Annotated in this window: 16 protein-coding genes, 1 tRNA gene and 2 pseudogenes; 18 read left to right on the top strand and 1 reads right to left on the bottom strand. The window is 71.7% G+C overall.

The annotated features are described in order from the left end of the window. Positions 1–35: 35 nt before the first annotated feature. The 6 genes and pseudogenes from AN218_RS33980 to AN218_RS35070 all read left to right on the top strand — a co-directional run. Positions 36–422: pseudogene (locus AN218_RS33980) on the top strand (hypothetical protein); the annotation flags it as partial. Beyond that, positions 422–1366 carry a type II secretion system F family protein gene (locus tag AN218_RS33975; protein WP_070020878.1) on the top strand — a complete coding sequence of 315 codons (945 nt, stop codon included), beginning with the start codon at positions 422–424 and terminating at the stop codon, positions 1364–1366. The pseudogene AN218_RS33980 and the gene AN218_RS33975, both read left to right, overlap by 1 nt. Next, positions 1363–2199 (top strand): type II secretion system F family protein, encoded by an 837-nt coding sequence (locus tag AN218_RS33970; protein ID WP_079132897.1) that lies wholly within the window; start codon positions 1363–1365, stop codon positions 2197–2199. The genes AN218_RS33975 and AN218_RS33970 overlap by 4 nt, the downstream gene beginning before the upstream one ends. A 122-nt stretch (positions 2200–2321) precedes the next feature. Continuing rightward, the gene (locus AN218_RS33965; protein ID WP_070020876.1) at positions 2322–2567 is read left to right on the top strand and encodes a DUF4244 domain-containing protein; all 246 of its coding nucleotides are present in this window, start codon (positions 2322–2324) and stop codon (positions 2565–2567) included. Further along, complete coding sequence (locus AN218_RS33960; protein ID WP_079132896.1) at positions 2554–2919, top strand: TadE family type IV pilus minor pilin; 366 nt, start codon at positions 2554–2556, stop codon at positions 2917–2919. Before AN218_RS33965 ends, AN218_RS33960 begins: the two co-directional genes overlap by 14 nt. Then, positions 2906–3169: pseudogene (locus AN218_RS35070) on the top strand (Rv3654c family TadE-like protein); the annotation flags it as partial. The gene AN218_RS33960 and the pseudogene AN218_RS35070, both read left to right, overlap by 14 nt. A 237-nt stretch (positions 3170–3406) precedes the next feature. Here the strand turns inward: AN218_RS35070 and AN218_RS33955 are convergent. Beyond that, positions 3407–5782 (bottom strand): DEAD/DEAH box helicase, encoded by a 2376-nt coding sequence (locus AN218_RS33955; RefSeq protein WP_070020874.1) that lies wholly within the window; start codon positions 5780–5782, stop codon positions 3407–3409. 217 nt (positions 5783–5999) lie between these two features. Between AN218_RS33955 and bldG the strand changes: the two genes are divergently transcribed. The 12 genes from bldG (at position 6000) to AN218_RS33895 (ending at position 25289) form a co-directional block, all read left to right on the top strand. Then, complete coding sequence (gene bldG / locus AN218_RS33950; RefSeq protein WP_019547857.1) at positions 6000–6341, top strand: anti-sigma factor antagonist BldG; 342 nt, start codon at positions 6000–6002, stop codon at positions 6339–6341. Between the two features lie 103 nt (positions 6342–6444). Continuing rightward, positions 6445–6885 (top strand): ATP-binding protein, encoded by a 441-nt coding sequence (locus tag AN218_RS33945; RefSeq protein WP_070020873.1) that lies wholly within the window; start codon positions 6445–6447, stop codon positions 6883–6885. Positions 6886–7584: 699 nt separating this feature from the next. Further along, entirely contained in the window at positions 7585–10017 is a 2433-nt protein-coding gene (locus AN218_RS33940; protein WP_070020872.1) for a sodium-translocating pyrophosphatase, read from the top strand. A gap of 269 nt (positions 10018–10286) precedes the next feature. Then, a complete protein-coding gene (locus tag AN218_RS33935; protein ID WP_244900921.1) occupies positions 10287–10844 on the top strand; it encodes a small secreted protein in 558 nt (185 codons plus the stop codon). Positions 10845–10964: 120 nt separating this feature from the next. Beyond that, positions 10965–12611: a DUF7059 domain-containing protein gene (locus tag AN218_RS33930; protein WP_070020870.1), complete on the top strand. Its 1647-nt coding sequence runs from the start codon at positions 10965–10967 to the stop codon at positions 12609–12611. A gap of 424 nt (positions 12612–13035) precedes the next feature. Next, complete coding sequence (gene topA / locus AN218_RS33925; RefSeq protein WP_070020869.1) at positions 13036–15945, top strand: type I DNA topoisomerase; 2910 nt, start codon at positions 13036–13038, stop codon at positions 15943–15945. A gap of 69 nt (positions 15946–16014) precedes the next feature. Then, positions 16015–19155 (top strand): dTMP kinase, encoded by a 3141-nt coding sequence (tmk, locus tag AN218_RS33920; protein ID WP_070020868.1) that lies wholly within the window; start codon positions 16015–16017, stop codon positions 19153–19155. Positions 19156–19308: 153 nt separating this feature from the next. Further along, a complete protein-coding gene (locus AN218_RS33915) occupies positions 19309–20526 on the top strand; it encodes a DNA polymerase III subunit delta' (RefSeq protein WP_070020867.1) in 1218 nt (405 codons plus the stop codon). A 182-nt stretch (positions 20527–20708) separates the two neighbouring features. Next, positions 20709–22310, top strand: coding sequence for an alpha/beta hydrolase (locus AN218_RS33910; RefSeq protein ID WP_070020881.1), 1602 nt, complete (start codon positions 20709–20711; stop codon positions 22308–22310). A 94-nt stretch (positions 22311–22404) separates the two neighbouring features. Next, positions 22405–22478: transfer RNA gene (locus AN218_RS33905), tRNA-Thr, on the top strand. 229 nt (positions 22479–22707) lie between these two features. Further along, a complete protein-coding gene (locus tag AN218_RS33900; protein ID WP_079132895.1) occupies positions 22708–23943 on the top strand; it encodes an MFS transporter in 1236 nt (411 codons plus the stop codon). 314 nt (positions 23944–24257) lie between these two features. After that, positions 24258–25289, top strand: a complete 1032-nt coding sequence (locus AN218_RS33895) for a methyltransferase (protein ID WP_079132894.1) — start codon at positions 24258–24260, stop codon at positions 25287–25289. Positions 25290–25343 lie beyond the last annotated feature (54 nt).

The following is a 25343-nucleotide window of genomic DNA, read 5'->3' as shown; positions in this document are numbered from 1 at the left end:
GGACCGCATCCATGCCTTCCCAGTAGTTCAGAGAAGGCACGGTGCACGCGAACGCCGCAGGGGACGTACCGGCCCGGCTGGAGGCGCTCGGCACCACGGCGGGGCTGGGGCGCGCCGCCCTGCACAGCCAGCTCGCCGCGGCGCTCGATGTGCTCGTACACCTCGTACGGGACGGCCGGGGCACGCGGCGGATCGCCGAGATCCATGTGCTGGAACGGGACAGGGAGGGCCTTGTCTCGACGGTCCCGGCCGTGGTGTGGGGCGAGCACGGGTTCCGAGAGGAGCGCGGCGCGCGGCGGCTGTGGGAGATGTGCGGACGCGTACGCCGGTCGTTCGCGAGCGGCGGAGAGCCGCTGCACGCACGGCAGGTCTTCCCCGCGACGGACACCGAGCCCGTCCGGAGCGAGAGGCGATCGCGGTGATGTGGCCCGTGAGCGACGCGGAACAGGCCGTCGGGAACGTCCAGTCCGCGCCCGTCTACGCGGCGATGGTGTGCGCGGGGGCGGCGGCCTGGCTGATGACGGGACGGGACGACGGCGTACGGCGGGCGAGGCTGCTGCTCGCCGGGGCGGGCCAGGCGGCGGAGCCCCGTCCGCGGATTCCCGGATGGCTCGCCGGACCGATGGCGTTCTTACGTGGCCACTTCCATGGACCGGCCGGGCACGCGTGGTGGTGCGTGCTGGGCGGTGCGGTTCTGGGGCTGCTGGGGGAGTCCTGGCTGCCGCCTGTGGCGGGCGCCGCAGCGGTGCCGCTCGTACGGCGCCGGCTGGTCGAGCGGGAGCGCGGCAGGGCGAAGGAGCGCAGGGCGGCGGCCGTCGTCGAGTTCTGCGGAGCCGTCGCCGGTGAACTGCGCGCGGGGCGGCAGCCGGACAGGGCGCTGCTGTCCGCGGGCGGCATCGCGCTGAGGGAGTTGGGCGATGCGGGCGCCGCGGTTCTGGCGGCGGCCCGCTTCGGCGGAGACGTACCGGGTGCGCTGCGGGAAGCGGCACATCGGCCCGGGGCGGAAGGGCTGCGAGGTGTGGCGGCCTGCTGGCAGGTGGCCGTCGAGGGCGGGGCGGGACTGGCCGCGGGGCTCGACAAGGTCTCCGACGCACTGCGTGCCGAGGGGGACCAACGCGAGGAGTTGCGGGCGCTGTTGGCGGGTCCGCGCTCCACGGCAGCCGTGCTCGCGCTGCTTCCCGTCTTCGGGCTGCTCCTGGGCGCCGCGATGGGCGCGGACCCGGGGCGCGTGCTGCTGCACTCACCGGCCGGGCTGGCCTGTCTCGTCGTCGGCGCGCTTCTGGAGTGGGCGGGCGTCACCTGGGTCGCCTGGCTCGTACGGACGGCAGAGGGGCGGTCGCAGACCCGCAGAGGGGAGGGGACATGAACGCTCCGGGCTCCGGCGCCCTCGTGGGGACGCTCGTGGTGCTGGCAGCGCTGGGGAGCGCGGGGTGTCTGACGGCGGCAGGGCTGGAGTCCTGGCGCGGCTGGGGCGTACGGCGCCGTACGCGGAGGCTCCTCCCGGAGGCGGAGGCCGCTACGGGAACCGAAACGAAGCTCTCTGCGGTGCGGCGCACCGCGGACCGAATCGGGCGGCGTGGCGGTGAGTTGGGGCATCGCAGGGTGCGCGAAGTGGGGGCGGCGCTGGGCGTCGGCGCGTTCGCCGTGGTCGTCGTCGGCGGTGTGGCCGGGTGGTTGCTGGCGGGGGCGGGAGCGTGGGGCGTCACGCGGTGGATACGCCGCCGCGAGGCCGCCGGAAGCGGCGCAGAGAGGGACGCGGCGCGGGCCGAGGCCGAGGAGCTGCCGTTGGCCGCGGAGTTGCTGGCGGCCTGTCTGGCCGCGGGCTCACGTCCCGCGCAGGCGGCCGACGCGGTGGGGCGCTCGCTGGGCGGCCCGCTCGGGGCGCGCCTCATCCGTACGTCCACCGAGCTGCGGCTCGGAGCCGAACCGGCCACGGCCTGGGGGCACTTCGCCTCTCTGCCGGGCAGCGAGGCCTTTGTCGCCGCCATGGCACGGGCGGGCACGGTGGGCGTCCCGGCGGTCGACCAGGTGACGCGGCTGACCGGTGAACTGCGCGCCCGCCGGGGCCGCGAGGCGTCGGCCCGTGCGCGGCGGGCGGCGGTTCTCGTGACCGGGCCGCTGGGGCTGTGCTTCCTGCCCGCTTTTCTCGCGGTCGGGGTTGCCCCGGTGGTGATGGGGCTCGCGGACTCCCTGCTGTGACGGTCGCGAGCGCCGACGACCACCGAGCCGTGACGACCACCACGCCTCACCCGACGCCGACGAACGAACGACAGCGGACACCGAATCGAACCGAAGATCGCAGAACGACACCAGGGGGAACCATGCCGGGACGCTTCCGTCACGCCGTACGCGTCGCAGACAGGCCGCTCACACGCGCCTTCCGTCGCCGACTGCGTGCCGCCGGCGGGCAGTTGAGGTCCGACGCCGGGATGAGCACGGCGGAGTACGCGGTGGGCACCATCGCCGCATGCGGCTTCGCCGCCGTGCTCTACAAGGTCGTGACCAGCAGCGCCGTCAGCTCCGGAATGCAGCATCTGATCGAGAGGGCGCTCCATGCCCAGTTCTGAGGACGGCTATGTGACGGCCGAGACCGCCGTGGTGATTCCTGCCCTGGTGCTGCTCTTCGGGACGCTGCTGTGGGGCGTCATGGCGGCCGCCGCGCACATCCAGTGTGTGGACGGCGCCAGGGCGGGGGCACGGGCGGCGGCACGGGGTGAGAAGGAGGCGGCCGTGCGCAGCGCCGTACGTTCGGCGGCGCCGCACGGCGCCACGGTCGAGACACAGCGGAAAGGGCGCCTGGTCCACGTCCGAGTACGGGCGCGTACGGCAGGCCCTGGTCCGCTCGCCCTCGGGCTCAGCGCGGAGGCGGTGGCCATGGACGAGGACAGGACGGAGGACGCGTTCCATGCTGCGCGGTGACCGGGGCTCGGCCACTGTCTGGGCCGCACTCAGCGGGGTGGTGCTCTGCGGTGTCGTCGTCGTGCTGCTGGGCCTCGGTCAGGCGGTCTCGGCACGGCACAGGGCCGGAGGCGTCGCCGATCTGTCGGCGCTGGCCGCCGCGGACCACGCGCTCGAGGGGCGGAACGAGGCCTGTGCCGCCGCGAAGGAGGTCGCCCGCGCACAGGATGCCCGGCTCGTGCGGTGCGCCGTGACCGGTGAGGTCTCGGACGTCACGGCACAGGTACGGCTCGGGCCGTTCGCACCGGCGGTGCGGTCCCGCGCGGGACCGCCCGGGACGGCGCCCGACGACGCCGACGGGACGCAGGAGCCTGCCGAACAGCGGGGACGCCATGGGAAGGAGAGCGCCGCCCGAGTCGGGCACCCCGCCGCCCCCAGGCTCAAGTGGCCCTCGTCCCGGGGGAGTTCTCCCGTGCCGCTGCCGGATTCGCTCCCTCCTTCGCGGGACTCACTCCGCGGAGGCGAGCAGTTCCGTCAGCAGGCGCACGGCCCCCCGCTTGTGCAGCGGGTCGTTCCCGTTGCCGCACTTGGGCGACTGGATGCACGAAGGGCATCCGGCTTCGCATTCGCACGCGGCGATGGCGTCCCGTGTGGCGGTGAGCCACGCGCATGCCGTACGGAAGGCCCGCTCGGCGAAGCCCGCGCCGCCCGCCTGCCCGTCGTAGACGAACACGGTGGGCAGCAGGGTGTCGGGGTGCATCGGGACAGAGACGCCTCCGATGTCCCAGCGGTCGCACGTGGCGAACAAGGGCAGCAGTCCGATGGCCGCGTGCTCGGCGGCGTGCAGTGCACCGGGAAGGACCGAGGGCGCGATACGGGCCCTGTCCAACTGGTCCTCGGTGAGCGTCCACCACACGGCACGGGTACGCAGGGTGCGCGGCGGCAGGTCGAGCTTGGTCTCGCCCATGACCTCGCCCGTGATGAGCCGGCGGCGCAGATAGGAGACGACCTGGTTGGTGACCTCCACGGTGCCGTAGCACAACCGGGCGTCCCCCCAGGGGATTTCCTCCTCCGTCTCCAGGACCGTCACGGAGGTGGTGTCGCGGGCCATCGTCGTCCAGGGCGGTGCGGCCTCCTCGACGAGGGCCGCGGAGTTCTCGAGGTCGAGCTGCCGCACCACATAGGTGCGCCCCTGATGCAGATGCACGGCCCCCTCGTGGACGGTGGTGTGCGCAGCACCGGCGTCCACCGTGCCCAGGAGCCTGCCGGTGCCGTCCTCGACGACCTGTACGGGAGCGCCCTCCGAGCCGCGGATGTCGGTGAGGTCGCAGGCGCGCTCTTTGAGCGTCCAGTACCAGGAGGCTCCGCGCCGCCGCAGAAGCCTGCGCTCCTCAAGCTGGGGGAGGAGGTCGGCGAAGCCCGGTCCGAAGAGTTCGGCGTCGGCCTCGGTGAGCGGGATCTCGGACGCGGCGGCGCACAGATGGGGCGCCAGGACATACGGGTTGCCGGGGTCGAGGACGGTCGACTCGACCGGTGTGCGGAAGAGCGAGTCGGGGTGGTGCACGAGATAGGTGTCCAGCGGGTCGTCGCGCGCGACGAGGACGGCCAGGGAGCCCTCTCCCCGGCGTCCGGCACGTCCCGCCTGCTGCCACACGGATGCCCGTGTGCCGGGATAGCCGGTGATCAGCACCGCGTCGAGCCCGGAGACGTCGACGCCGAGTTCGAGCGCGTTGGTGGCGGCCAGCCCGAGCAACTCGCCGCTGTGCAGGCTGCGTTCGAGGGCCCGACGCTCCTCGGGCAGGTAGCCGCCGCGGTACGCCGCGACCCGGCCGCTGAGCGAGCGGTCCACCGCGCCGAGACGTTCCTGCGCGATGAGGGAGATCAACTCCGCGCCGCGCCGCGACCGTACGAACGCGACGGTCCGTACGCCCTGCACTGCCAGGTCGGTGAGGAGTTCCGCGGACTCCGCGGTGGCCGTGCGCCGGACGGGGGCGCCGCGTTCGCCCTCCATGTCGGTCAGCGGCGGCTCCCACAGCGCGAAGACGGACTCGCCCCGCGGCGAGGTGTCCTCGGTCACCTCCGCGACGGGGAGACCGGTCAGCCGTGTCGCCGCCTCGCCCGGTTCGGCGGCCGTCGCGGAGGCGAGGAGGAAGACGGGGTCGGAGCCGTAGCGCGCGCACAGCCGCCGCAGTCTCCGTACGACCTGGGCGACGTGGGAGCCGAACACCCCCCGATAGGTGTGGCATTCGTCGATGACGACGTGGCGAAGCGAGCGCAGGAAGGAGGCCCAGCGGGCGTGGCCCGGGAGTATGCCCCGGTGCAGCATGTCCGGGTTGGTGAGCACGTAGTTGGCGAAGACCCGTACCCACTCGCGCTCTTCGACGGGAGTGTCCCCGTCGAAGACGGCGGGGCGCACGGACGTGCCCAGGGGAGCGGCCAGTTCGGCGACTGCCCGGCGCTGGTCGGCGGCCAGGGCCTTGGTCGGCGCCAGATACAGGGCCGTGCTCCCCCGCCCGCCCCGTTGCGCGCCCCCGCTCGAACTGCTCGTACCGTCACCGCCGTTGGCCCCGTCGAGGAGCCCGTTCAGCACCGGCACGAGATACGACAGGGACTTGCCGGACGCGGTCCCTGTGGCGATGATCACTGACTCCCCGCGCAGGGCATGACGGGCCGCACGCGCCTGGTGCTCCCAGAGCTGCTCGATGCCCGACTCCCTTACGGCATCGATCACTTCGGGCCGGATCTGCTCGGGCCAGACGGCATGGCGACCGATCCGCGAGGGCAAGTGCTCCGTATGGGTGATGCGCGCAGCCCGGCCGTCCCCGGCGGTGAGATGGGCGAGCACCGTGCGGGGATCGCTGTCCGAGACCTTGCGGGAGGGCACAGCAGGTGAGCGTACGCTCGTGCCGCCCGTAGGAGGTCGGCCGGTCGTGGGCTCCGCTGCGTCACCGGCGCGACGCACAAAGACAGCAAGGCGTCGTGCGTGCAGGCCGGTAAGTGATTGAATGCTTCTGCGGCTGCCGATCCGCCTGCTGTCCCGGCCTTTCCGGCCGGGATGTCTCAGTTGGTGGACGACTCGATAGCAAGGTGCTGGAGGATCCGTGGACCTGTCCCTGTCGACCCGGACCGTAGGCGATCGGACGATCGTCGAGGTCGGTGGCGAGATTGATGTATACACCGCGCCCAAGCTGCGCGAGCAGCTTGTCGAGCTTGTGAACGACGGGAGTTACCACCTCGTCGTGGACATGGAAGGCGTCGACTTCCTGGACTCCACCGGGCTCGGTGTGCTCGTCGGCGGGCTCAAGCGGGTGCGTGCCCACGAGGGCTCGCTGCGCCTGGTCTGCAACCAGGAGCGCATTCTCAAGATCTTCCGTATCACCGGTCTGACCAAGGTGTTCCCGATCCACGGTTCCGTGGACGAGGCCGTCGCGGCGACCGACTGACGTCCGCCGCCCAGGCGGGACGGATACCGGAACGACGAGAGGTGCCGGGCTCTTGGAGCCCGGTGCCCGTGAATGTGTTCAAGGCAAGTTCAAGGGGGATGGCATGGCCATCGTGGAACTCCGATTCAGCGCCCTGCCGGAGCATGTGCGTACGGCGAGGCTGGTGGCTGCCGCGGTCGCGCGGCGGGCCGGGGTGGACGAGGCCGTGCTCGACGAGGTCCGGCTCGCGGTCGGCGAAGCGTGTTCGCGCGCGGTCGGGCTGCATGTGCTGCACGGGATCGAGAGCCCGGTGCGCGTGGCGTTGATCGAGGAGGAGAAGAAGTTCTCCATCGAGGTCGGTGACGGGACGTCGGCAGCGGCCACCACCGACGGCCCCGACGCCTCCTCGCCGGCCCCCGCCTCATCGTCCGACGACGAGGCCGAGGGCGACATGGGGCTCGCGGTGATCAGCGGTCTCGTGGACGACGTCGAAGTGACCGCGGACGACAACGGCGGTCTGATCCGTATGAGTTGGCCGGTGACGCCGGAGCCCGTGCTGCCCTGACCGGACGGTGACGGGCAGGCTCCGGCAGCCCGGCCGACGTCCCGTCACCGGGGATCGGCCACACCACGGCGACTTCGGCGACCTCCCCGGTTCCCCGTCAGCGTTCGTCGCGACGGTGCGCTCGGCGCCCGACCCCGGCGGCACCTCGTAACGGCCCGGCTCCGTGCCGTCGACGTACAGGCTCCGGCGTCCCCGTCCGTCCCGGGCCCGTACCGAGTGCGTCTCCACGAGCAGTTGAGCGGCCCTGGCAGCGGCCTCGTCGGGGCCTCTCCGGCCTCCCCGAGAGGCCGTCCGCGGAGGCCACTGCCGAAGCGGTAGCAAGATGTTGCGGGATCTTCATCAAGCGGTCTCGAACCGTCTCAGGCGTCACATGCGTCCCATCCGGCACAGGGGCGTGCCGGGTCCGCCTCTCCGCCGCCCCGCCTAGGGGCAGGAATTCCTGAACTGATTTGATGTGAAAAATAGGGCCTGTTGGGCTCTCGTAGCGATCATTTTTTACATCGTCAGCGTTTTTGTAAAGCTACCTCGTACGAGCGAATTCCCCACACCAGCTTCATTTGATCTCCGCTGTTGAAGGCGGATCGCCGAAACGGCGCCCTGTTTTGTTCTGGAGCTGATCCCTACAATCCGTCCACATCTTTGCAAGCAGGAGCCGGCCACCGAACCGCGCGCCCCTGCGCCAAGCGTCAAGGAGGACGAATGGCGGGGCACCTCAGCCCAACTCAGAACCACCAGCACCTCGCTGATGCCATGCTGACCACCGGCAATCGCGGTCTCGTCATCGTGATCGCGCTGGTCGCCCTGGCAGCTCTCGGCGTCGCCGTCGTGCTGGTCCGTCAAGTACTCGCCGCGAGCGAGGGCACCGACAGCATGAAGAAGATCGCTGCCGCCGTGCAGGAAGGCGCGAACGCCTATCTTGCCCGGCAGTTGCGGACGCTCGGCATTTTCGCGGTCGTCGTCTTCTTCCTGTTGTTCCTGCTGCCTGCCGATGACATGGGCCAGCGAGTAGGACGTTCGCTGTTCTTCCTGGTCGGCGCGGGTTTCTCCGCGGCCACCGGCTATATCGGCATGTGGCTCGCGGTGCGCAGCAACGTACGTGTGGCCGCGGCCGCCCGTGAGGCCACCCCGTCCGACGGGGAGCCCGCCGCGGATCTGACCAAGGTCTCGCACAAGGCCATGAAGATCGCCTTCCGTACGGGCGGCGTCGTCGGCATGTTCACCGTCGGCCTCGGCCTGCTGGGCGCGGCCTGCGTCGTGCTCGTCTACGCCGCGGACGCTCCCAAGGTGCTGGAGGGCTTCGGCCTCGGCGCCGCGCTGATCGCGATGTTCATGCGTGTCGGCGGCGGCATCTTCACCAAGGCCGCGGACGTCGGTGCCGACCTCGTCGGCAAGGTCGAGCAGGGCATCCCGGAGGACGACCCGCGTAACGCCGCGACCATCGCGGACAACGTCGGCGACAACGTCGGCGACTGCGCGGGCATGGCCGCGGACCTCTTCGAGTCGTACGCCGTGACCCTGGTCGCCGCGCTCATCCTGGGCACCGCGGTCTTCGGCAACGACGGCCTCGCGTTCCCGCTGCTGGTGCCGGCGATCGGTGTGATCACCGCCGTGATCGGTGTGTTCGTCGTGGCACCGCGTACCAACGACCGCAGCGGCATGACGGCGATCAACCGCGGCTTCTTCATCTCCGCGCTGATCTCCCTGGTGCTGGTCGCGATCGCCTCGTTCGTGTATCTCCCGTCCAAGTACTCGGACTTGAAGGGCGTCGGCGGTGACGCGCAGGAGATCCTCGGACACGACGGCGACCCGCGGGTGCTGGCCGTCGTGGCCGTCGCCATCGGCATCGTGCTCGCCGCGGTGATCCAGCAGCTCACCGGCTTCTTCACGGAGACCAACCGCAAGCCCGTACGGGACATCGGCCGTACGTCGCTGACCGGTCCGGCCACCGTGATCCTCTCCGGTATCTCCATCGGTCTGGAGTCCGCCGTCTACACGGCGCTGCTGATCGGCCTCAGCGTCTACGGCGCCTTCCTCCTCGGAGGCGGCACCGTGATGCTGGCGCTCTTCGCCGTGGCCCTCGCGGGCACCGGTCTGCTGACCACGGTCGGCGTCATCGTCGCCATGGACACCTTCGGTCCGGTCTCCGACAACGCGCAGGGCATCGCCGAGATGTCCGGCGACGTCGAGGGCGACGGCGCCCAGGTGCTCACCGACCTGGACGCGGTGGGCAACACCACCAAGGCGATCACCAAGGGCATCGCCATCGCCACGGCTGTGCTGGCCGCGGCGGCGCTCTTCGGTTCGTACCGTACGGAGCTGGTCAGCGCGCTCGGCGAAGCCGGGGAGAGCAGCAGCAAGATGATGCAGCTTCTCGACATCGCGCAGCCCAGCACGCTGGTCGGGCTGATGCTCGGCGCCGCCGTCGTCTTCCTCTTCTCGGGGCTGGCGATCAACGCGGTGTCGCGGTCGGCGGGCGCGGTGGTCTACGAGGTCCGGCGGCAGTTCCGTGAGAAGCCCGGGATCATGGACCACACCGAGACCCCGGAGTACGGACGCGTCGTCGACATCTGCACCAAGGACGCCCTGCGCGAACTGACGACGCCCGGTCTGCTGGCCGTGCTGTCGCCGATCGTGGTCGGCTTCACCTTCGGTGCCGGTGCCCTGGCGGCGTTCCTCGCCGGTGCGATCGGCGCGGGCACGCTGATGGCCGTCTTCCTGGCCAACTCCGGCGGCGCCTGGGACAACGCCAAGAAGCTCGTCGAGGACGGCCACCACGGCGGCAAGGGCAGCGAGGCCCACGAGGCCACCATCATCGGCGACACGGTCGGCGACCCGTTCAAGGACACCGCGGGCCCGGCGATCAACCCGCTGCTGAAGGTGATGAACCTGGTGGCGCTGCTCATCGGTCCCGCCGTGATCCAGTTCTCGTACGGGGACGACGCCAGCGTGGGCGTACGTGCCGTCGTCGCGCTCGCGGCCACGGTGATCGTCGTCGGCGCGGTCTACGTCTCCAAGCGCCGCGGCATCGCGATGAGCGACACCGGCGACGCCGAGGGCGGCGACGAGAACGGGAACGGAGGCGAGGACGCGGACCGCACGGCCAAGCCGAGCGACCCCGTCGCGGCCTCGTGACGTCTCTCCGCTCTCACGCGGCACTCACGTGGCACCTCACGTGACGGGCTGACGGCCTGCGGCTGGCAGCTCACGGCATATCAACACAGGGGCGGGCAGGGCGCGTTGACGCTCTGCCCGCCCTCTGTCGTACGTGTGGGGCACCGCACACGGACCGGCTTCGTGGTGCAAATGGCTTCAATGCGCCACATATTCGCCGCCCGGATCTCCGCCGCCCACCCCCGGGCGTGTATCTTCCGGGCCGAACGGCCACGGAAGGGACCGATCCGGTGAACAAGAAACTCGCGGCTGCACTCTCGGGGGGTGCGGCGATCGCACTCACGCTGAGCGGTTGCAGCGACGACAGCGCTCAGGCGGACGAGTGGGCCAAGAAGGTCTGCGACCAGGTGCAGCCCCAGGTCAAGAAGATCCAGGAGGCCAACGCGTCCATCAACGCCGCGTCGAAGGAGAAGAACTCCTCGGCCGAGGTGAAGAAGACGGACGCGGCCGCCTTCGAGAAGATCTCCGGCGCGTACAAGTCCCTGGGCGACGCCGTCGACAAGGCCGGCCCGCCCCCCGTCGACGACGGCGACAAGCTGCACGCCGACGCGGTGAAGGAGCTGCGCGGCATCTCGACGAAGTACGGCCAGCTCCGCAAGACCGTGGACGGTCTGGACACCAAGGACCAGGCGAAGTTCGCCGAGGGGCTACAGGGCGTCGCCACCGAGCTCGACTCGCTCGGCAAGAGCGGCGACAAGGCGCTGAGCAAGCTCCAGTCCGGCGACGTCGGCGAGGCGATGGCCAACCAGAAGGGCTGCAAGCGCACGGGCGGTTCGCCGGGCGTGTAGCCGAGCCCGCGCCGCACGGCGCGCACCGGCTCCGGCCGCACCTTCCCGTACGTCACGGCTGACGCCCGGGCCGTACGTCATGGGCCGGGGCCGCGCAGGTGTCCGCGGCGGGACGTCACAATGGGGGACGTGAGTACGAGCGAGCGCCTTCCCGCAGCAGATCCCGAACGCACCGGCAGGTTGAGGGAGGCGCTGCGTGCCGCGGACTTCACCGCCGACGGCCTGCTCGATCTGCTCGGCGGACCCGCGTACGCGGCGCTCGCCCGTAGCGAAGCCGTCCCCGCGCTGCGCGCCACCCGCGGAACGAGCCCCCTGGAGACGCTCGTTCGGCTCTTTCTGCTGCAGCGGAGCGTCCCGCGCGCACAGGCGCGGAATGCGCTCCCGCTCGACGAGGCGCTGGCGGACGGCTGGTTGGTGCCGGCGGACGGTCCCGACGGCGACGGCGCGTCCAGCGCTTCGGACGCCCCCGGCACACCCGGCGCGTCCAACGCTTCCGGCGCTTCCGGTGAGGGGAACGAGGCGGTCCGCGCGACCGTCGACGTACGTCCCTACGCCGGCCCCGAGGGCCAGGACTGGTGGGTCGTCGCCGACCTCGGCTGCGCGGTGGGCGGCGCGTCCGGCGTGGGCATGCCGGAGGGTGCGCACGGACGGGACGTCGTCCTGGGCGTCGGCGGCGCCTCGACGACGCTCGCCGGTATCACCGTCCGCAGGCCCGTCGACCGCGCGCTCGACCTCGGGACGGGCTCCGGGCTCCAGGCGCTGCACGCCGCACAGCACGCCCGCAGCGTCACCGCGACCGACCTCAACCCCCGTGCGCTCGCCGTCGCGAGGCTGACGCTCGCGCTCTCCGGGGCGCCGGAGCCGCTGCTGCGCGAGGGGACGCTCTTCGAACCCGTCGCCGACGAGGAACCGTACGGCCTGATCGTCTCCAACCCGCCCTTCGTGATCTCACCGCGTGCCCGGCTTACCTACCGCGACGGCGGCATGGCGGGCGACGACCTGTGCCGCACCCTCGTGGAGCGCTCCGCGGACCGGCTGGCGCCCGGCGGCTACTGCCAGCTCCTCGCCAACTGGGAGCACCGCGACGGCGAGGACTGGCGCGAGCGTCTGCGCTCCTGGCTGCCCGCGGGCTGCGACGCCTGGATCGTGCAGCGGGAGGTGCAGGACGTGGCGCAGTACGCCGAGTTGTGGCTGCGGGACGCGGGGGACCACCGCGCCGGGGCGGAGGAGTACGCGGCGCGGTACGGCGAGTGGCTGGACGAGTTCGAGAGCCGCGGCACGACGGCGGTCGGCTTCGGGTGGATCTCGCTGCGCAACAGCGGAGCGGACGAGCCGGCGGTCGTGATCGAGGAGTGGCCGCACCCCGTCGAGCAGCCGCTCGGCGAGGAGGTCGCCCGGCACTTCGAGCGCCAGGACTTCCTGCGCGCCACGGACGACGCGGCGCTGCTGGACTGCCACTTCACGCTCGCCGAGGGCGTCGTACAGGAGCAGGTCGGGATGCCCGGAGCCGAGGACCCCGAGCACGTGGTGCTGCGCCAGCAGCGCGGGATGCTCCGGGCGACCAAGGTCGACACCGTGGGCGCGGGCTTCGCCGGGGTGTGCGACGGGACGCTGCCCGCGTGGCGGATCCTGGACGCCATCGCCCAACTCGTGGGGGAGGACCCGGTGTTGCTGCGCGACCGTACGCCCGCGGCGATCCGGCTGCTGGTGGAGCAGGGGTTCCTGCTGCCGGCGGCGGACGGGCGGCAGCGGCCGCAGGGACGGTAGGGGCGGCAAGGACCCCGGGGCCACCGGGGCCAGAGGGACCACAGGCGCCACCGGGACCGCGGTGACCACGGGGACGGCGGCGCCGCATGCTGCGCCCGGTGACGTACGGACGTACGGGAGGCCCGTGACGTCCGGGAACCGTGAGACCTCCGGACACCCGCGCAGCACCCCGGAATCGCACACTCCGCGCACTCGTTCCGTGATCGTGTTTTCGGCGTGATTTCGCTCATCACGGGCGGTGCCGGGCTCTCACCGGCACGAGATCGGGCGGTATCGGGCGGCAGGACCGCCGGATGTCGGGTTACCGTTCGAGTTGCGTTGCGGAGTTTTCCCGTTTGACACGCAGCCGGGATGTACGGTCACACTCCGCATCGACACCGATGCACCGACGCCGCGTACGCCGACCGGAGAGAAGAGCGAGAAGTTGTCCCCCACCCGCGAGCCCGCAAACGGCGGGCGCCGGCTCGTCATCGTCGAGTCGCCCGCCAAGGCCAAAACGATCAAGGGGTATCTCGGCCCTGGTTACGTGGTCGAGGCCAGCGTGGGGCATGTCCGCGACCTTCCCAACGGCGCCGCGGAGGTCCCGGCGAAGTACAAGGGTGAGCCCTGGGCGCGGCTCGGTGTGAACGTCAACCACGACTTCGAACCGCTCTACGTGGTGAACACGGACAAGAAGGAGCAGGTCAAGAAGCTCAAGCAGCTCCTCGCCGAATCCGACGAACTCCTGCTCGCCACCGATGAGGACCGCGAGGGCGAGGCCATCGCCTGGCATCTGCAGGAGGTCCTCAAGCCCAAGGTCCCGGTGCGCCGGATGGTCTTCCACGAGATCACCCAGGACGCCATCCAGGACGCCGTCCGCAACCCCCGCGATCTCAACCAGCGCCTCGTCGACGCCCAGGAGACGCGCCGCATCCTCGACCGTCTCTACGGCTACGAGGTCTCGCCGGTGCTGTGGAAGAAGGTCATGCCGCGGCTCTCGGCGGGCCGGGTGCAGTCGGTGGCCACACGCCTCGTGGTCGAGCGGGAGCGCGAGCGGATGGCCTTCCGTTCCGCCGAGTACTGGGACCTGACGGCGACCTTCGCGACGGGCCGTGGCCAGGCCGCCGGCGACCCGGGCACCTTCGGCGCGCGGCTCAACTCCGTCGACGGGCGGCGCGTGGCACAGGGCCGCGACTTCGGCGCCGACGGTCGGCTCAAGAACCCCGACCAGGTGCTGCACCTGGACGAGGACGCCGCCCGCGCGCTCGCCTCCGCCCTCGAGGAGACGCGCTTCGCGGTGCGCTCCGTCGAGTCCAAGCCGTACCGGCGCTCGCCGTACGCCCCGTTCCGTACGACCACGCTCCAGCAGGAGGCCAGCCGCAAGCTCGGCTTCGGCGCGAAGCTGACGATGCAGGTGGCGCAGAAGCTGTACGAGAACGGCTTCATCACGTATATGCGTACGGACTCCACGACGCTCTCGGACACCGCGGTGAACGCGGCCCGTACGCAGGTCACACAGCTCTACGGCTCCGAGTATCTGCCGGAGCGGCCCCGCGTCTACACGGGCAAGGTGAAGAACGCCCAGGAGGCGCACGAGGCGATCCGTCCCTCCGGCGACCGCTTCCGCACCCCGGCCGAAACCGGCCTGACGGGCGAGCAGTTCAGGCTCTACGAGCTGATCTGGAAGCGGACCGTCGCCTCGCAGATGAAGGACGCCACAGGCCAGTCGGTGACCGTACGGGTCGGCGGGCCGGCCAGTGACGGACGGGACGCCGAGTTCACCGCCACGGGCAAGATCATCACCTTCCACGGCTTCCTCAAGGCGTACGTCGAGGGCTCCGACGACCCCGACGCCGAACTGGACGACCGCGAACGCCGCCTGCCGCAGGTGAGCGAGGGCGACCCGCTCGCCGCGGACGAGCTGTCCGTCGACGGCCACGCGACGAAGCCGCCGGCGCGCTACACGGAGGCCACGCTCGTGAAGGAGCTGGAGGAGCGGGAGATCGGCCGCCCCTCCACGTACGCCTCGATCATCAGCACCATCCTGGACCGGCGTTACGTCTTCAAGAAGGGGACGGCCCTGGTGCCCTCCTTCCTGAGCTTCGCCGTGGTCGGACTGCTGGAGAAGCACTTCGGGCGCCTCGTCGACTACGACTTCACAGCCAAGATGGAGGATGACCTCGACCGCATCGCCGCGGGCAGCGCCGCCTCCGTGCCGTGGCTGCGCCGCTTCTACTTCGGCGAGGACGGCCAGTCCGACGGCGTCCCCGGCTCGGCGGCCGACTCCGGCAACGGCGACGGCGACCACCTGGGCGGGCTGAAGGAGCTGGTCTCCGACCTCGGCGCGATCGACGCGAAGGGCGTCTCGTCCTTCCCCGTTGGCGAGGGGATCACGCTGCGCGTCGGGCGCTACGGCCCGTACGTCGAGGGCCCGCCGCCCTCCGACGACGAGCCGGGCCAGCGCGCCGACGTCCCCGACGACCTGCCGCCCGACGAGCTGACGGTCGAACTGGCCAAGGAGCTGCTGGCCAAGCCCAGCGGCGACTTCGAGCTGGGCACCGACCCGGAGACGGGCCGCCCGATCGTGGCGCGCGACGGGCGCTACGGCCCGTACGTCACGGAGGTGCTGCCCGAGGGCACGCCGACCAAGGGCAAGAACGCCGTCAAGCCGCGTACGGCGTCGCTGCTGAAGTCGATGTCGCTGGACACGATCACGCTCGACGACGCGCTCAAGCTGCTGTCGCTGCCGCGGGTCGTGGGCACCGACCCCGACACGGGCGAGGAGATCACCGCGCAGAACGGCCGGTACGGCCCGTACATGAAGCGCGGCACCGACTCGCGTTCGCTGGAGACCGAGGAGCAGATCTTCACGATCACGCTCGACGAGGCCCGCGCGATCTACGCCCAGCCCAAGCAGCGCGGCCGTGCCGCGGCCAAGCCGCCGCTGAAGGAGCTGGGCACGGACCCGAACAGCGAGCGTCCCGTCATCGTGAAGGACGGCCGCTTCGGTCCGTATGTGACGGACGGCGAGACCAACGCGACGCTGCGCCGCGAGGACGACCCGGAGACCATCACCCCGGAGCGCGGCTTCGAACTGCTCGCGGAGAAGCGGGCGAAGGGCCCGGCGAAGAAGACCGCGAAGAAGGCGACGAAGAAGGCTTCGGCGAAGAAGACCACGGCGAAGAAGAGCACCGCCAAGAAGACCGCGGCCAAGAGCACGGCCGGCACCGCGAAGAAGACGGCCGCGAAGAAGACGACGGCGAAGACGGCCAAGAAGACGGCGGCGAAGAAGACCGCCGCCAAGGGGTCCGGCGGATCCGGAGCCTCCGGTGAATCCGGGGAGTCTTCGGAGTAAAGCCCTGGTCCCGCCCGTTTGTTCGGGCTGCGACACACGGCTCCGACCGCTCCCTATACCCTGACCGCCATGACGCGAGCAGATCAGCCAATGGGCGTGGCCCCCACCTCCGACGCCCCGGACGACGCACTCGCCGCTGAGTCCCGCGAGCGCGCCGTGGGCGCGCTGTTGCGATTCGGTCCTCTCCGGCGCCTGTGGAGCGCCCACCTGACCAGTGGGATCGGTGACGCTCTCGCCCTGCTGGTGCTGGTGCTTCTGGCCCTCCAGGCGGCGGCGGTACGCGCCTCGGGCGCCGACGCCGTCTTCGGCGGCGGCTACCGGGGCATGGCCCTCGTCATCCCCGCGGTCTTCGCGGCGCGGCTGCTCGCCACGCTGCTCTTCGGGGCCGTGCTGCTCGGGCCGCTGTCGTCCCTGCTGGCGCCCGGCAAGGGCGTGCTCGACCGGCGCTGGACGATGTTCGGCGCGGACGCGCTGCGCGCGCTGGCCTTGATCGTCGCGCCGATGTGGGTCGACTGGATGCCGGCGAAGGCCTTTCCGCTCGTCCTGATCACCGTGTTCGTGCTCGGTGTCGCCGAGCGCTTCTGGACCGTCGCCAAGGACAGCGCCGCTCCCGGTCTGCTGCCCGCGCCGCCGCCCGAGGGCGCCGCCGTACGCCCGCTGCCGGACCGGCAGGACGCCCTGCGGCGGCTGTGGCTGCGCAGCACCTTCATGGCGCTGCCCGTCGCGGCCATCGGACTGGTCGTCGTCACGCTCATCAGCAACGCGCTCAGCTCCGCCTTCGACTGGTTCCACACGCACCAGGCCGCCCTGGGCTCGTACGTCGCCGCGGGTCTCTTCGCCGCGGCGCTGTCCGTCGTCTACTTCCTGGAGCTGCCCGACGGCGGTACGTCCAGGCCCCGTTCGCCGCTGGAGGGGCTGCGCCGTCCCAAGGGCGGCTCGGGCGCCGGCGACGGCAAGGGCCGTACGGGCGCGGTGCCGCTGCTCGTGCTCGCCGGTGCCGCGACGGCGTGGGCGGTCGCGTCCGCCGTCGCGCTGGCCGCGCTGCACGCCGCGGACCTCGGCGGCGGTCCCATCAGCTTCGGGCTCCAGGTCTTCGTGCTCGCCGGCGGTACGGCCGCGGGCATCCGCCTCGCGCCCCGTACGCTGCCGCTGCTCTCCCGCCGCAGGCTGCTCGCGCTCGCCGTCGGGCTCGCGGGGCTGGCGCTGCTCGTCGCCGGGCTGGTGACGGACGCGACCACGGGCATCGTGCTGATGACGGTCGCCGGACTGTCCGCGGGCGTCGCCGCTCAGGCGGGCCACGTCCTGCTCGACCAGGAGACCGAGGCCGCGCACCGCGCCCGTATGACGGAGCACCTGCAGGCCATCGTGCGCATCGCCATCGGGCTCGGGGCGCTGATCGCGCCGGTGGCGGCCGGGTTCATCGGCCCGCACCGCGTGGTGGCGGGCGACTTCGTCTTCGACCACGGCGGAGCGGCCTTCACGCTCACCCTGGTCGGTGCGCTGCTGCTGCCCGTCGCGGCCCTCGTGCTCGGACGTACGGACGACCGCCAGGGCGTGACCCTGCGCCGGGACCTCCTCGACGCGCTCGGCGGCGGCCAGCCCAAGGAGGCGCCGGCGGGCAACGGCTTCTTCATCGCCCTGGAGGGCGGCGACGGTTCCGGGAAGACCACACAGGTCGAGACGCTCGCCGAGTGGATCCGGGCCAAGGGCCACGAGGTCGTCGTCACCAAGGAGCCCGGCGCGACGCCCGTCGGCAAGCGGCTGCGCTCGATACTGCTCGACGTCTCCTCGTCGGGGCTCTCGCACCGTTCCGAGGCGCTGCTGTACGCGGCCGACCGCGCGGAGCACGTCGACACGGTCGTCCGTCCCGCGCTGGAGCGCGGCGCCATCGTCATCTCCGACCGCTACATCGACTCCTCGGTCGCGTACCAGGGCGCGGGGCGCGATCTGTCGCCGACGGAGATCGCCCGTATCTCGCGCTGGGCGACGGCCGGACTCGTACCGCATCTGACGGTGCTGCTGGACATCGCGCCCGAGACCGCGCGCGAGCGCTTCACCGAGGCGCCGGACCGGCTGGAGTCGGAGCCCGCCGAGTTCCACGGCAAGGTCCGCTCGGGCTTCCTCACGCTGGCCGCCGCCGACCCGGCGCGCTATCTCGTCGTCGACGCCGCGCAGGAGCCGGAAGCGGTCACGACCGCCGTACGCCACCGGCTCGACGAGGTGCTGCCGCTCTCCGAGGCCGAGATCCAGGCCCGCGAGGACGCCCGCAGGGCCGCCGAGGAGGAGGCCCGCCGCAAGGCCGAGGAGGAGGCCGCGCGCAAGGCGGAGGAGGAGCGCCAGGAGCGCGAACGGCAGGAGCAGATGGCCCGGTTGAGGGCCGAGGAGGAAGAGCGCAAGCAGCGCGCCGAGGAACTCGAGCGGCAGCAGGCGGAGGCCCGTCGCGCGGAGGAGGCGCGGCGCAGGGCCGAGGAGGCCCGCCGGATCGCCGAGGAGGAGCGCAAGCGGCGCGAGGCCGAGGAGCGTGTGCGCGAGGAGGAGATCGCGCGCCAGCGTCGCCTGGCCGAGGAGGAGGCGCGGCTGCGCGCACAGGCGGAGGAGCGCCGCCAGGAGAAGCAGCGCCGCGCGGAGGAGGCGTTGCAGCGGGCCGAGCGGTCGCGTAACCGGGGCGGTTCCGATCCGGACGGCTCCGACGGTGACACGGCCAAGCTGCCGCAGCCGGACGAGCCGCAGGACGAGAGCGGCGGGGACCGCGAGGACGGCGGGGACGGCGGCAGCGGTACCGGCGCCGGCGGAGCGTCCGCCTCCGCGTCCGGTTCCGGATCCGTCGGCGGAACGGCCGCGGAGTCCGACGCCGAACGTACGCACGTCATGCCACAGGCCCGTGAGCCGTGGAGCCCAGGTTCGGGCTCGGGTTCCGGTTCCTCCGGTTCGGGCTCCTCGGGTTCCGGTTCTGCCTCCGGCACGGGCCGGGCGCGGCAGGACGAGGAGACGACGCTGCTGCCCCGTGTCTCCCCCGACGAGCCCGAACACCGGGACCGTACGCGCGAGATCCCGCAGGTCGACCCGGAGCCGGGCCGCGGTTCCCGGCCGCGTCCGGAGTGGGCCGAGGAGACGCCGCTGGACGATGTCCCGTCCCTGGCCGACGAGTTGCTCGGCTCCGGCGAGGAGGAGGACGAGCCGGGAGGCCGCAGGCGCCGCCGCGGCAAGTGACCTCCCGGGGCGTCCCGCGCACGCCCCCGTCCGTCCGGCGCTGTCGGTGCCGTGGCCCACAATGGTCCGCGTACGTCCCGTCGTGAGCCGCGCGGGAGCGTACGACGGAGGCACGGCGGCGCCGAGGGGCGCTGAGAGAGGGGCGGGCAGCCGATGGCCGTATGGGACGACGTGGTCGGCCAGGAGAAGGTGACGGCGCAGCTCACCGCGGCCGCCCGCGACGCCGACGCCTATGTCACCGCGGAGGCCGAGGGGAGAGGCAGCGCCGTCCTGTCGGGTTCCGCCATGACGCACGCGTGGCTCTTCACGGGGCCGCCCGGATCGGGCCGTTCCACGGCGGCGCGCGCGTTCGCCGCCGCGCTCCAGTGCGTGAGCCCGGACCGCGCGCTGGGCGGCGCTCCGGGCTGCGGCTTCTGCGACGGCTGCCATACGGCGATGGTCGGCACCCACGCCGATGTCGAGGTGATCCGCACCGACCTGCTCACCATCGGCGTCAAGGAGACCCGCGAGCAGGTGCGCCGGGCGCAGATGTCGCCCGCGGGCGGGCGGTGGCAGGTGATCGTGCTGGAGGACGCCGACCGGCTCACCGAGGGCGCGGGCAATGTGCTGCTCAAGGCCGTCGAGGAGCCCGCGCCCCGTACGGTATGGCTTCTCTGCGCCCCCTCCACGGAGGACGTGCTGCCCACGATCCGCTCCCGGTGCCGCCAACTCGCCCTGCGCACACCGCCGGTGGAGGCCGTCGCCGATCTGCTGATGCGGCGCGACGGCATCGAGCCCGCCATGGCGGCGTACGCGGCACGCGCCACCCAGGGCCACATCGGACGGGCCCGCCGGCTGGCCACCGACGAACGGGCGCGCACCCGTCGGGCCGCCGTGCTCAAGCTTCCGCAGCGGGTCGCGGACGTCGGCGGCGCGCTGCGCGCGGCGCAGGAGCTGATCGACGCCGCGGCCGAGGACGCCAAGGAGGTCGCGGAGGAGCACGACGCCCGGGAGACCGAGGAGTTGCGGGCCGCGCTGGGTGCGTCCGAGGGCAAGGGCAGCCGGCTGCCGCGCGGCACCGCGGGCGCGATGAAGGAGCTGCAGGACAGGCAGAAGCGCCGCGCGACCCGTACCCAGCGCGACTCCCTCGACCTCGCCCTGAGCGACCTCACCGGCTTCTACCGGGACGTCCTGGCACGGCAGTTGGGCTCCGGCGCCGCCCTGGGGAACGAGGAGGCGGTGGACGCGGTGGCCCGCCTCGCGGAGGATTCCGTACCGGAACAGACGCTGCGCCGCATCGAAGCCGTCCTGGAGTGCCGGGAGGCACTGGACCGGAATGTGGCGCCGCTGCTGGCGGTCGAGGCGATGGCCATGACGCTGCGCGCGGGCTGAGCGCAGGAGAGGGCGCGTTCGGTGCGGTTCGCCCCCGGTGGGCTGACTGCCCCGCCCGCTCACCCGTACGAGGAGCGGGGACCGGCGGGGCAAGTTCCGGGGTGGCCGCGGCGGATACGCTCCACCTCAACTGCCGCGCCGGTCCCGCCGGATGACCGGTCCGAAGCGAACGAGGGATGCTCATGCACACGAGGCGTCTGCCCAGCACCACACTCGCCGTCCTGGCGGCGGCCGTACTGCTGACGACGGCCGGCTGCTCGTCCGGCACGGGCGGCTCCGGAGCACCGCAGGGCGCGCCCTCGTCCGCCAGCAGCGACCGCGCCGCCGGCCGTACGGACGCACAGACGCTCAAGCCGCTGCCCGCCGCCGTGCCGGAGAACCTGAAGCGCTATTACGACCAGAAGCTCTCCTGGCGCGACTGCGGCGACGAGGGTTTCCAGTGCGCCCGGATGAAGGCGCCGTTGGACTACGACCACCCCGACCCCTCCAAGGACCTGAAGCTGGCCGTCGCCCGCAAGAAGGCCTCGGGCAAGAGCAAGCCCATCGGCTCCCTGCTGGTCAACCCGGGCGGACCGGGCGGCTCCGCCGTCGACTACGTGCAGCAGGCCGCCGCCGTCGGCTATCCGCCCCCGGTGCGCCGCGCGTACGACCTCGTCGGCCTCGACCCGCGCGGCGTCGCCCGCAGCGAGCCGGTGCGGTGCCTGAGCGACAAGCAGATGGACGAGTACACGCAGACCGACCAGACGCCGGACACCAAGAAGGAGGAGAGCCAACTCGTCAGCTCCTACAAGAAGTTCGCGGAGGGCTGCGAGAAGAAGTCCGGCGAACTGCTCGGCCATGTCTCCACCGTCGACGCGGCCCGCGACATGGACGTGCTGCGGGCCCTGCTCGGCGACAAGAAGCTCAACTACGTCGGCGCCTCCTACGGCACCTACCTCGGCGCCTACTACGCCGGCCTCTACCCGGGCCGCTCCGGCAGGCTCGTGCTCGACGGCGCCATGGACCCGTCCCTGTCGATGCTGCGCATCAACCGCGACCAGACCGGCGGCTTCGAGACGGCCTTCAGGGAGTTCGCCAAGGACTGCGTCGGCCGTACGGACTGCCCGCTCGGCCGGAAGAGCCCCGAGGACGCGGGCCGCAAGCTCAGTGCCTTCTTCAAGAAGACCGACGCGCACCCGCTGCGCACCGGCGAATCCCGCAAGCTGACCGAGTCGCTCGCGACGACGGGCGTCATCCGCGCCATGTACGACGAGAGTTCGTGGCCGCAGCTCCGCGACGCCCTGACGACCGCGATGGACGGGGACGGCTCCGATCTGCTGGCCCTGTCCGACGAGTACTTCGAGCGCGACCCCGACGGCCGCTACGGCAACATCATGTTCGCCAACCCGTCCGTCAACTGTCTCGACCTCCCGCCGGCCTTCTCGTCGCCCGATGCGGTGAAGAAGGCGGTGCCGTCCTTCGAGAAGACCTCGTCGGTCTTCGGCCGCGGCTTCGCGTGGGCCGCGCTCAACTGCGGCTACTGGCCTGAGAAGGCGACCGGCGGCCCCCGCAACATCGACGCGAAGGGCGCCGACCCCATCCTGGTCGTCGGCACGACGCGGGACCCGGCCACTCCGTACGCCTGGGCCCAGGGCCTCGCCGGCCAGCTCGACTCGGCCCGGCTGCTGACGTACGAGGGCGACGGGCACACCGCGTACCTCCGGGGCGGCGCCTGCGTGAACGACACCGTCGACAAGTACCTGCTCAAGGGCGAGGCCCCGAAGAAGAACAAGACGTGCTCGTAGCCCGCCCCCGGCGATCACTTACCCCGTACGGAGCACCCCCGGGAACTGTGTAGACTTGTCCGCGCCGCGCTCACACGAGGGGCGCGGGCAGCTCGCCGCCTTAGCTCAGTTGGCCAGAGCGACGCACTCGTAATGCGTAGGTCGGGGGTTCGACTCCCCCAGGCGGCTCCCAGACGAGAGGCCCCTTCCGGAGACGGGAGGGGCCTTTTTGATCTTGGGGGCCAAGGGGGCTCGGGGAGGCTTCGGGCACGGCGATTCAGGGTGTGTCCGGAAACGGGCGTACGTGCTGATCTTGTCGGAGATATTCCGTTGACGGCGCGACGGCCGCGACAGGAGAGTGTCTGCCTGATCGAGGTCAACGGTGCGTGGGGGACGGTGAGTTGTGGTTGGCTCGGACATGGTCCCTGACCTGCAAGTCAAGGAGACCTCGTCCCCGCCACGGCTGTGGACGGCGGACTTCCGGCTGTTCTTCACCGCCCGTACCACCTCGCTGCTGGGCGACGCGATGCTTCCCGTCGCGATCACGGCCGCGGTGATCCGGGCGGGGTACGGGGCGAGCGGGGTGGGCTACGCGCTCGCTGCGCTGGTGGCGCCGTTCGCGGCGCTGATCATCTTCGGCGGGGTGCTGTCCGACCGGTTCGGTGCGCGGCGGCTGATGATCGTCTCGGACACGGCGCGGCTGTGCTTTCAGATGGTGCTCGCGCTGCTGTTCCTGCTGGGGACGCCGCAGTTGTGGCAGATCCTCGTGCTGCTGGCCCTGGTCGGCGCGGGGAGCGCGATCTTCCAGCCGGGAGTCGCCAGCATCATTCCGCGCATCGCTCGGGACGTACAGAAGGCGAACGGCACCCTCCGCATCTCGGAGTCGGTGACCAACGTCGTCGGACCGTCGGTGGCCGGACTGTTGCTGGTCGTCTCCTCGCCCGCGGTGGTGGTCGCCCTCGACGCGTTGACCTACGCGGTCGGCGGCGGCTGCCTGCTGCTGCTCCGCTCGGTCCCGATGGGCTCGGTCGCGCGGGAGAGCGGAACGTCATTCCGGGCCGATCTCGTCGAGGGGTGGCGGGAGTTCCGGGCCAGGACCTGGTTGTGGAGCGTCATCGTCGTCTTCATGCTCTGGCAACTGGCGGGCGCCGGGCCCACCATGACCCTCGGCAACAGCACGCTCGTCACCGACTACGGGGCATCGACCTTCGGCTTCGTCATGTCGTCCCTCGGAGTCGGCAGTGTGCTCGGAGGGATCGTCGCGATCAGGCTCCGCCCCCGGCATCCGCTCCGGGCCGGCGCCCTGTCCATGATCCTCTGGGCGCTCATGCCGCTGGGCGTCGCACTCGGTCTTCCCACGCCGCTCGTCGCCGGGTGCTACATGGTGAGCGGTGTGGGCATGGCGTTCTGGATCGTCATGTTCCACACCAGCGTGCAGACGCACATCCCGAACGAGGTCCTCGGCCGGGTCCACGCGTACGACGCGGCCGGCTCGCTGGTGATGAAGCCGGTCGGGCAGGCGGCGGCCGGGCCGCTCGCCGTCATCGTGGGGACGGTGCCGCTGCTGTTCGTGTCCGCGTCGATGGCGCTCGTCGCGTGCGCGCTGTTGCTGGCGATCCCGGCGGTGCGGGGGCTGAGGCGGGTGGAGGGCTAGCGGTCGCCGGGGGGCGACGTCCGGATCTCTCAACGCGGTGATTCCGTAGGGCCGTTGCCGGTCGGACTCGGCATCGCTTCACCCGTGACGGCCGCCGGATGTCGACCCTGCGCGGCCGCCCCGGACGTACGACAGACCTACGACGTCCTCGCGACGGCGCCCTTCGCTCGGCCGTCCCTGCCTCTCCCTGCCCCTCCCCGCCCCTTCCCGGCGCGTGAAGCAGATCACCCGCCACCAGCCGTCTGCCAGCGGGATGCAAGCCCGAATGCCCACGATTTGCTTGCCATGAACGCCGATGACGCAGGGAGTAGCACATGGACACCGCACCTCAGCCGGGCATCGTTGAGCTGCCCCCTATGGGACCGGAGCCGATTCTGCGGCTCGCGACGCTGGTGTGTCAGACGGAGGTGCTGCACACCGCCCGGGAGCTGGGGGTGTTCGGCGCCCTGGCCGAAGGCTCGCTGACCGAACCGGAGTTGCGGGAGCAGTTGGGCCTGCACGAGCGGTACTCGAAGGACTTCCTGGACGCGCTGGCCGGTCTGGGTCTGCTCGTACGGGCCGGCGGGAGGTACCGGAACTCCCCGGTGGCCGGGCACTATCTGGTCCCCGGTCAGAACGTGCACCTGGGCGACTACCCGGGCATGGTCACCGCGTCCTTCCAGCAGGCGTGGGGGCAGTTGGCGAAGGGCCTGCGCACCGGTGAGGTGGAGACCCAGCCGCGCGGCGGCTTCGTGGCCAAGTCCCATGAGGACAAAGCCCGGTTCAAGGCGTACGCCGATGTGATGGACCATCTCAGCACCCGGGTGGGCCGGGAGTTCGCCGAACGTTTCGACTGGAGCGACTTCAAGGACGTCGGCGACCTGGGCGGAGCGCGTGGACATCTGGCGGCGGTGCTGCTGGAGGCCCATCCGCATCTGAACGGCTACTGCTTCGAGCCCCCTTCGGCGCAGCGGTTCCTCGAGGAGCACATGGCCGAGCTGGGCGAGGCGGGCCGGGTGGAGTTCGTCGGCGGTGATCTGTTCACCGACCCGATCCCGGAGGCCGACGTCCTCATCTTCGGCCAGGTGCTGCACGGTTGGGAGGACGGGGAGCGCCGGAAGCTGGTGCGACGGGCCTACGAGGCGCTTCGCCCCGGCGGCATGCTGCTGGTCTACGACCGCATGATCGACGAGGAACGCCGGGACCCGCAGCGCCTGTTGTACAGCCTCTACATGCGTCTGGTGAGTCCCATGGGCTCGGAATACCGCGCCGTGGACTGTGCGGGGTGGCTGAGCGAGGCGGGCTTCTCGGAGGTCCGCGCGGAGCCGCTGCTGAACACGCACACGGTGGTCGTGGGACGTAAGTAGGAGCCGGCATCGGCAATGGTGGACGGCGGGTGCCCCACGGGAATCTCCCGTGGG

Origin of the sequence: Streptomyces nanshensis, from assembly GCF_001751255.1 — a bacterium.
GTDB classification, from domain to species: Bacteria; Actinomycetota; Actinomycetes; order Streptomycetales; family Streptomycetaceae; genus Streptomyces; species Streptomyces nanshensis_A.
The sequence above is the reverse complement of the archived record's forward strand: the minus strand, read 5'-3'. Positions and strand labels throughout refer to the sequence as shown.

Excerpts from the sequence above, each read along its gene's own strand:
- AN218_RS33895 (WP_079132894.1), top strand. The coding sequence starts at position 24,258 with ATGGACACCGCACCTCAGCCGGGCATCGTTGAGCTGCCCCCTATGGGA.
- AN218_RS33910 (WP_070020881.1), top strand. The coding sequence starts at position 20,709 with ATGCACACGAGGCGTCTGCCCAGCACCACACTCGCCGTCCTGGCGGCG.
- tmk (WP_070020868.1), top strand. The coding sequence starts at position 16,015 with ATGACGCGAGCAGATCAGCCAATGGGCGTGGCCCCCACCTCCGACGCC.
- AN218_RS33900 (WP_079132895.1), top strand. The coding sequence starts at position 22,708 with ATGGTCCCTGACCTGCAAGTCAAGGAGACCTCGTCCCCGCCACGGCTG.
- AN218_RS33970 (WP_079132897.1), top strand. The coding sequence starts at position 1,363 with ATGAACGCTCCGGGCTCCGGCGCCCTCGTGGGGACGCTCGTGGTGCTG.
- AN218_RS33960 (WP_079132896.1), top strand. The coding sequence starts at position 2,554 with ATGCCCAGTTCTGAGGACGGCTATGTGACGGCCGAGACCGCCGTGGTG.
- AN218_RS33940 (WP_070020872.1), top strand. The coding sequence starts at position 7,585 with ATGGCGGGGCACCTCAGCCCAACTCAGAACCACCAGCACCTCGCTGAT.
- AN218_RS33930 (WP_070020870.1), top strand. The coding sequence starts at position 10,965 with ATGGGGGACGTGAGTACGAGCGAGCGCCTTCCCGCAGCAGATCCCGAA.
- AN218_RS33965 (WP_070020876.1), top strand. The coding sequence starts at position 2,322 with ATGCCGGGACGCTTCCGTCACGCCGTACGCGTCGCAGACAGGCCGCTC.
- AN218_RS33945 (WP_070020873.1), top strand. The coding sequence starts at position 6,445 with ATGGCCATCGTGGAACTCCGATTCAGCGCCCTGCCGGAGCATGTGCGT.
- AN218_RS33915 (WP_070020867.1), top strand. The coding sequence starts at position 19,309 with ATGGCCGTATGGGACGACGTGGTCGGCCAGGAGAAGGTGACGGCGCAG.
- AN218_RS33975 (WP_070020878.1), top strand. The coding sequence starts at position 422 with ATGTGGCCCGTGAGCGACGCGGAACAGGCCGTCGGGAACGTCCAGTCC.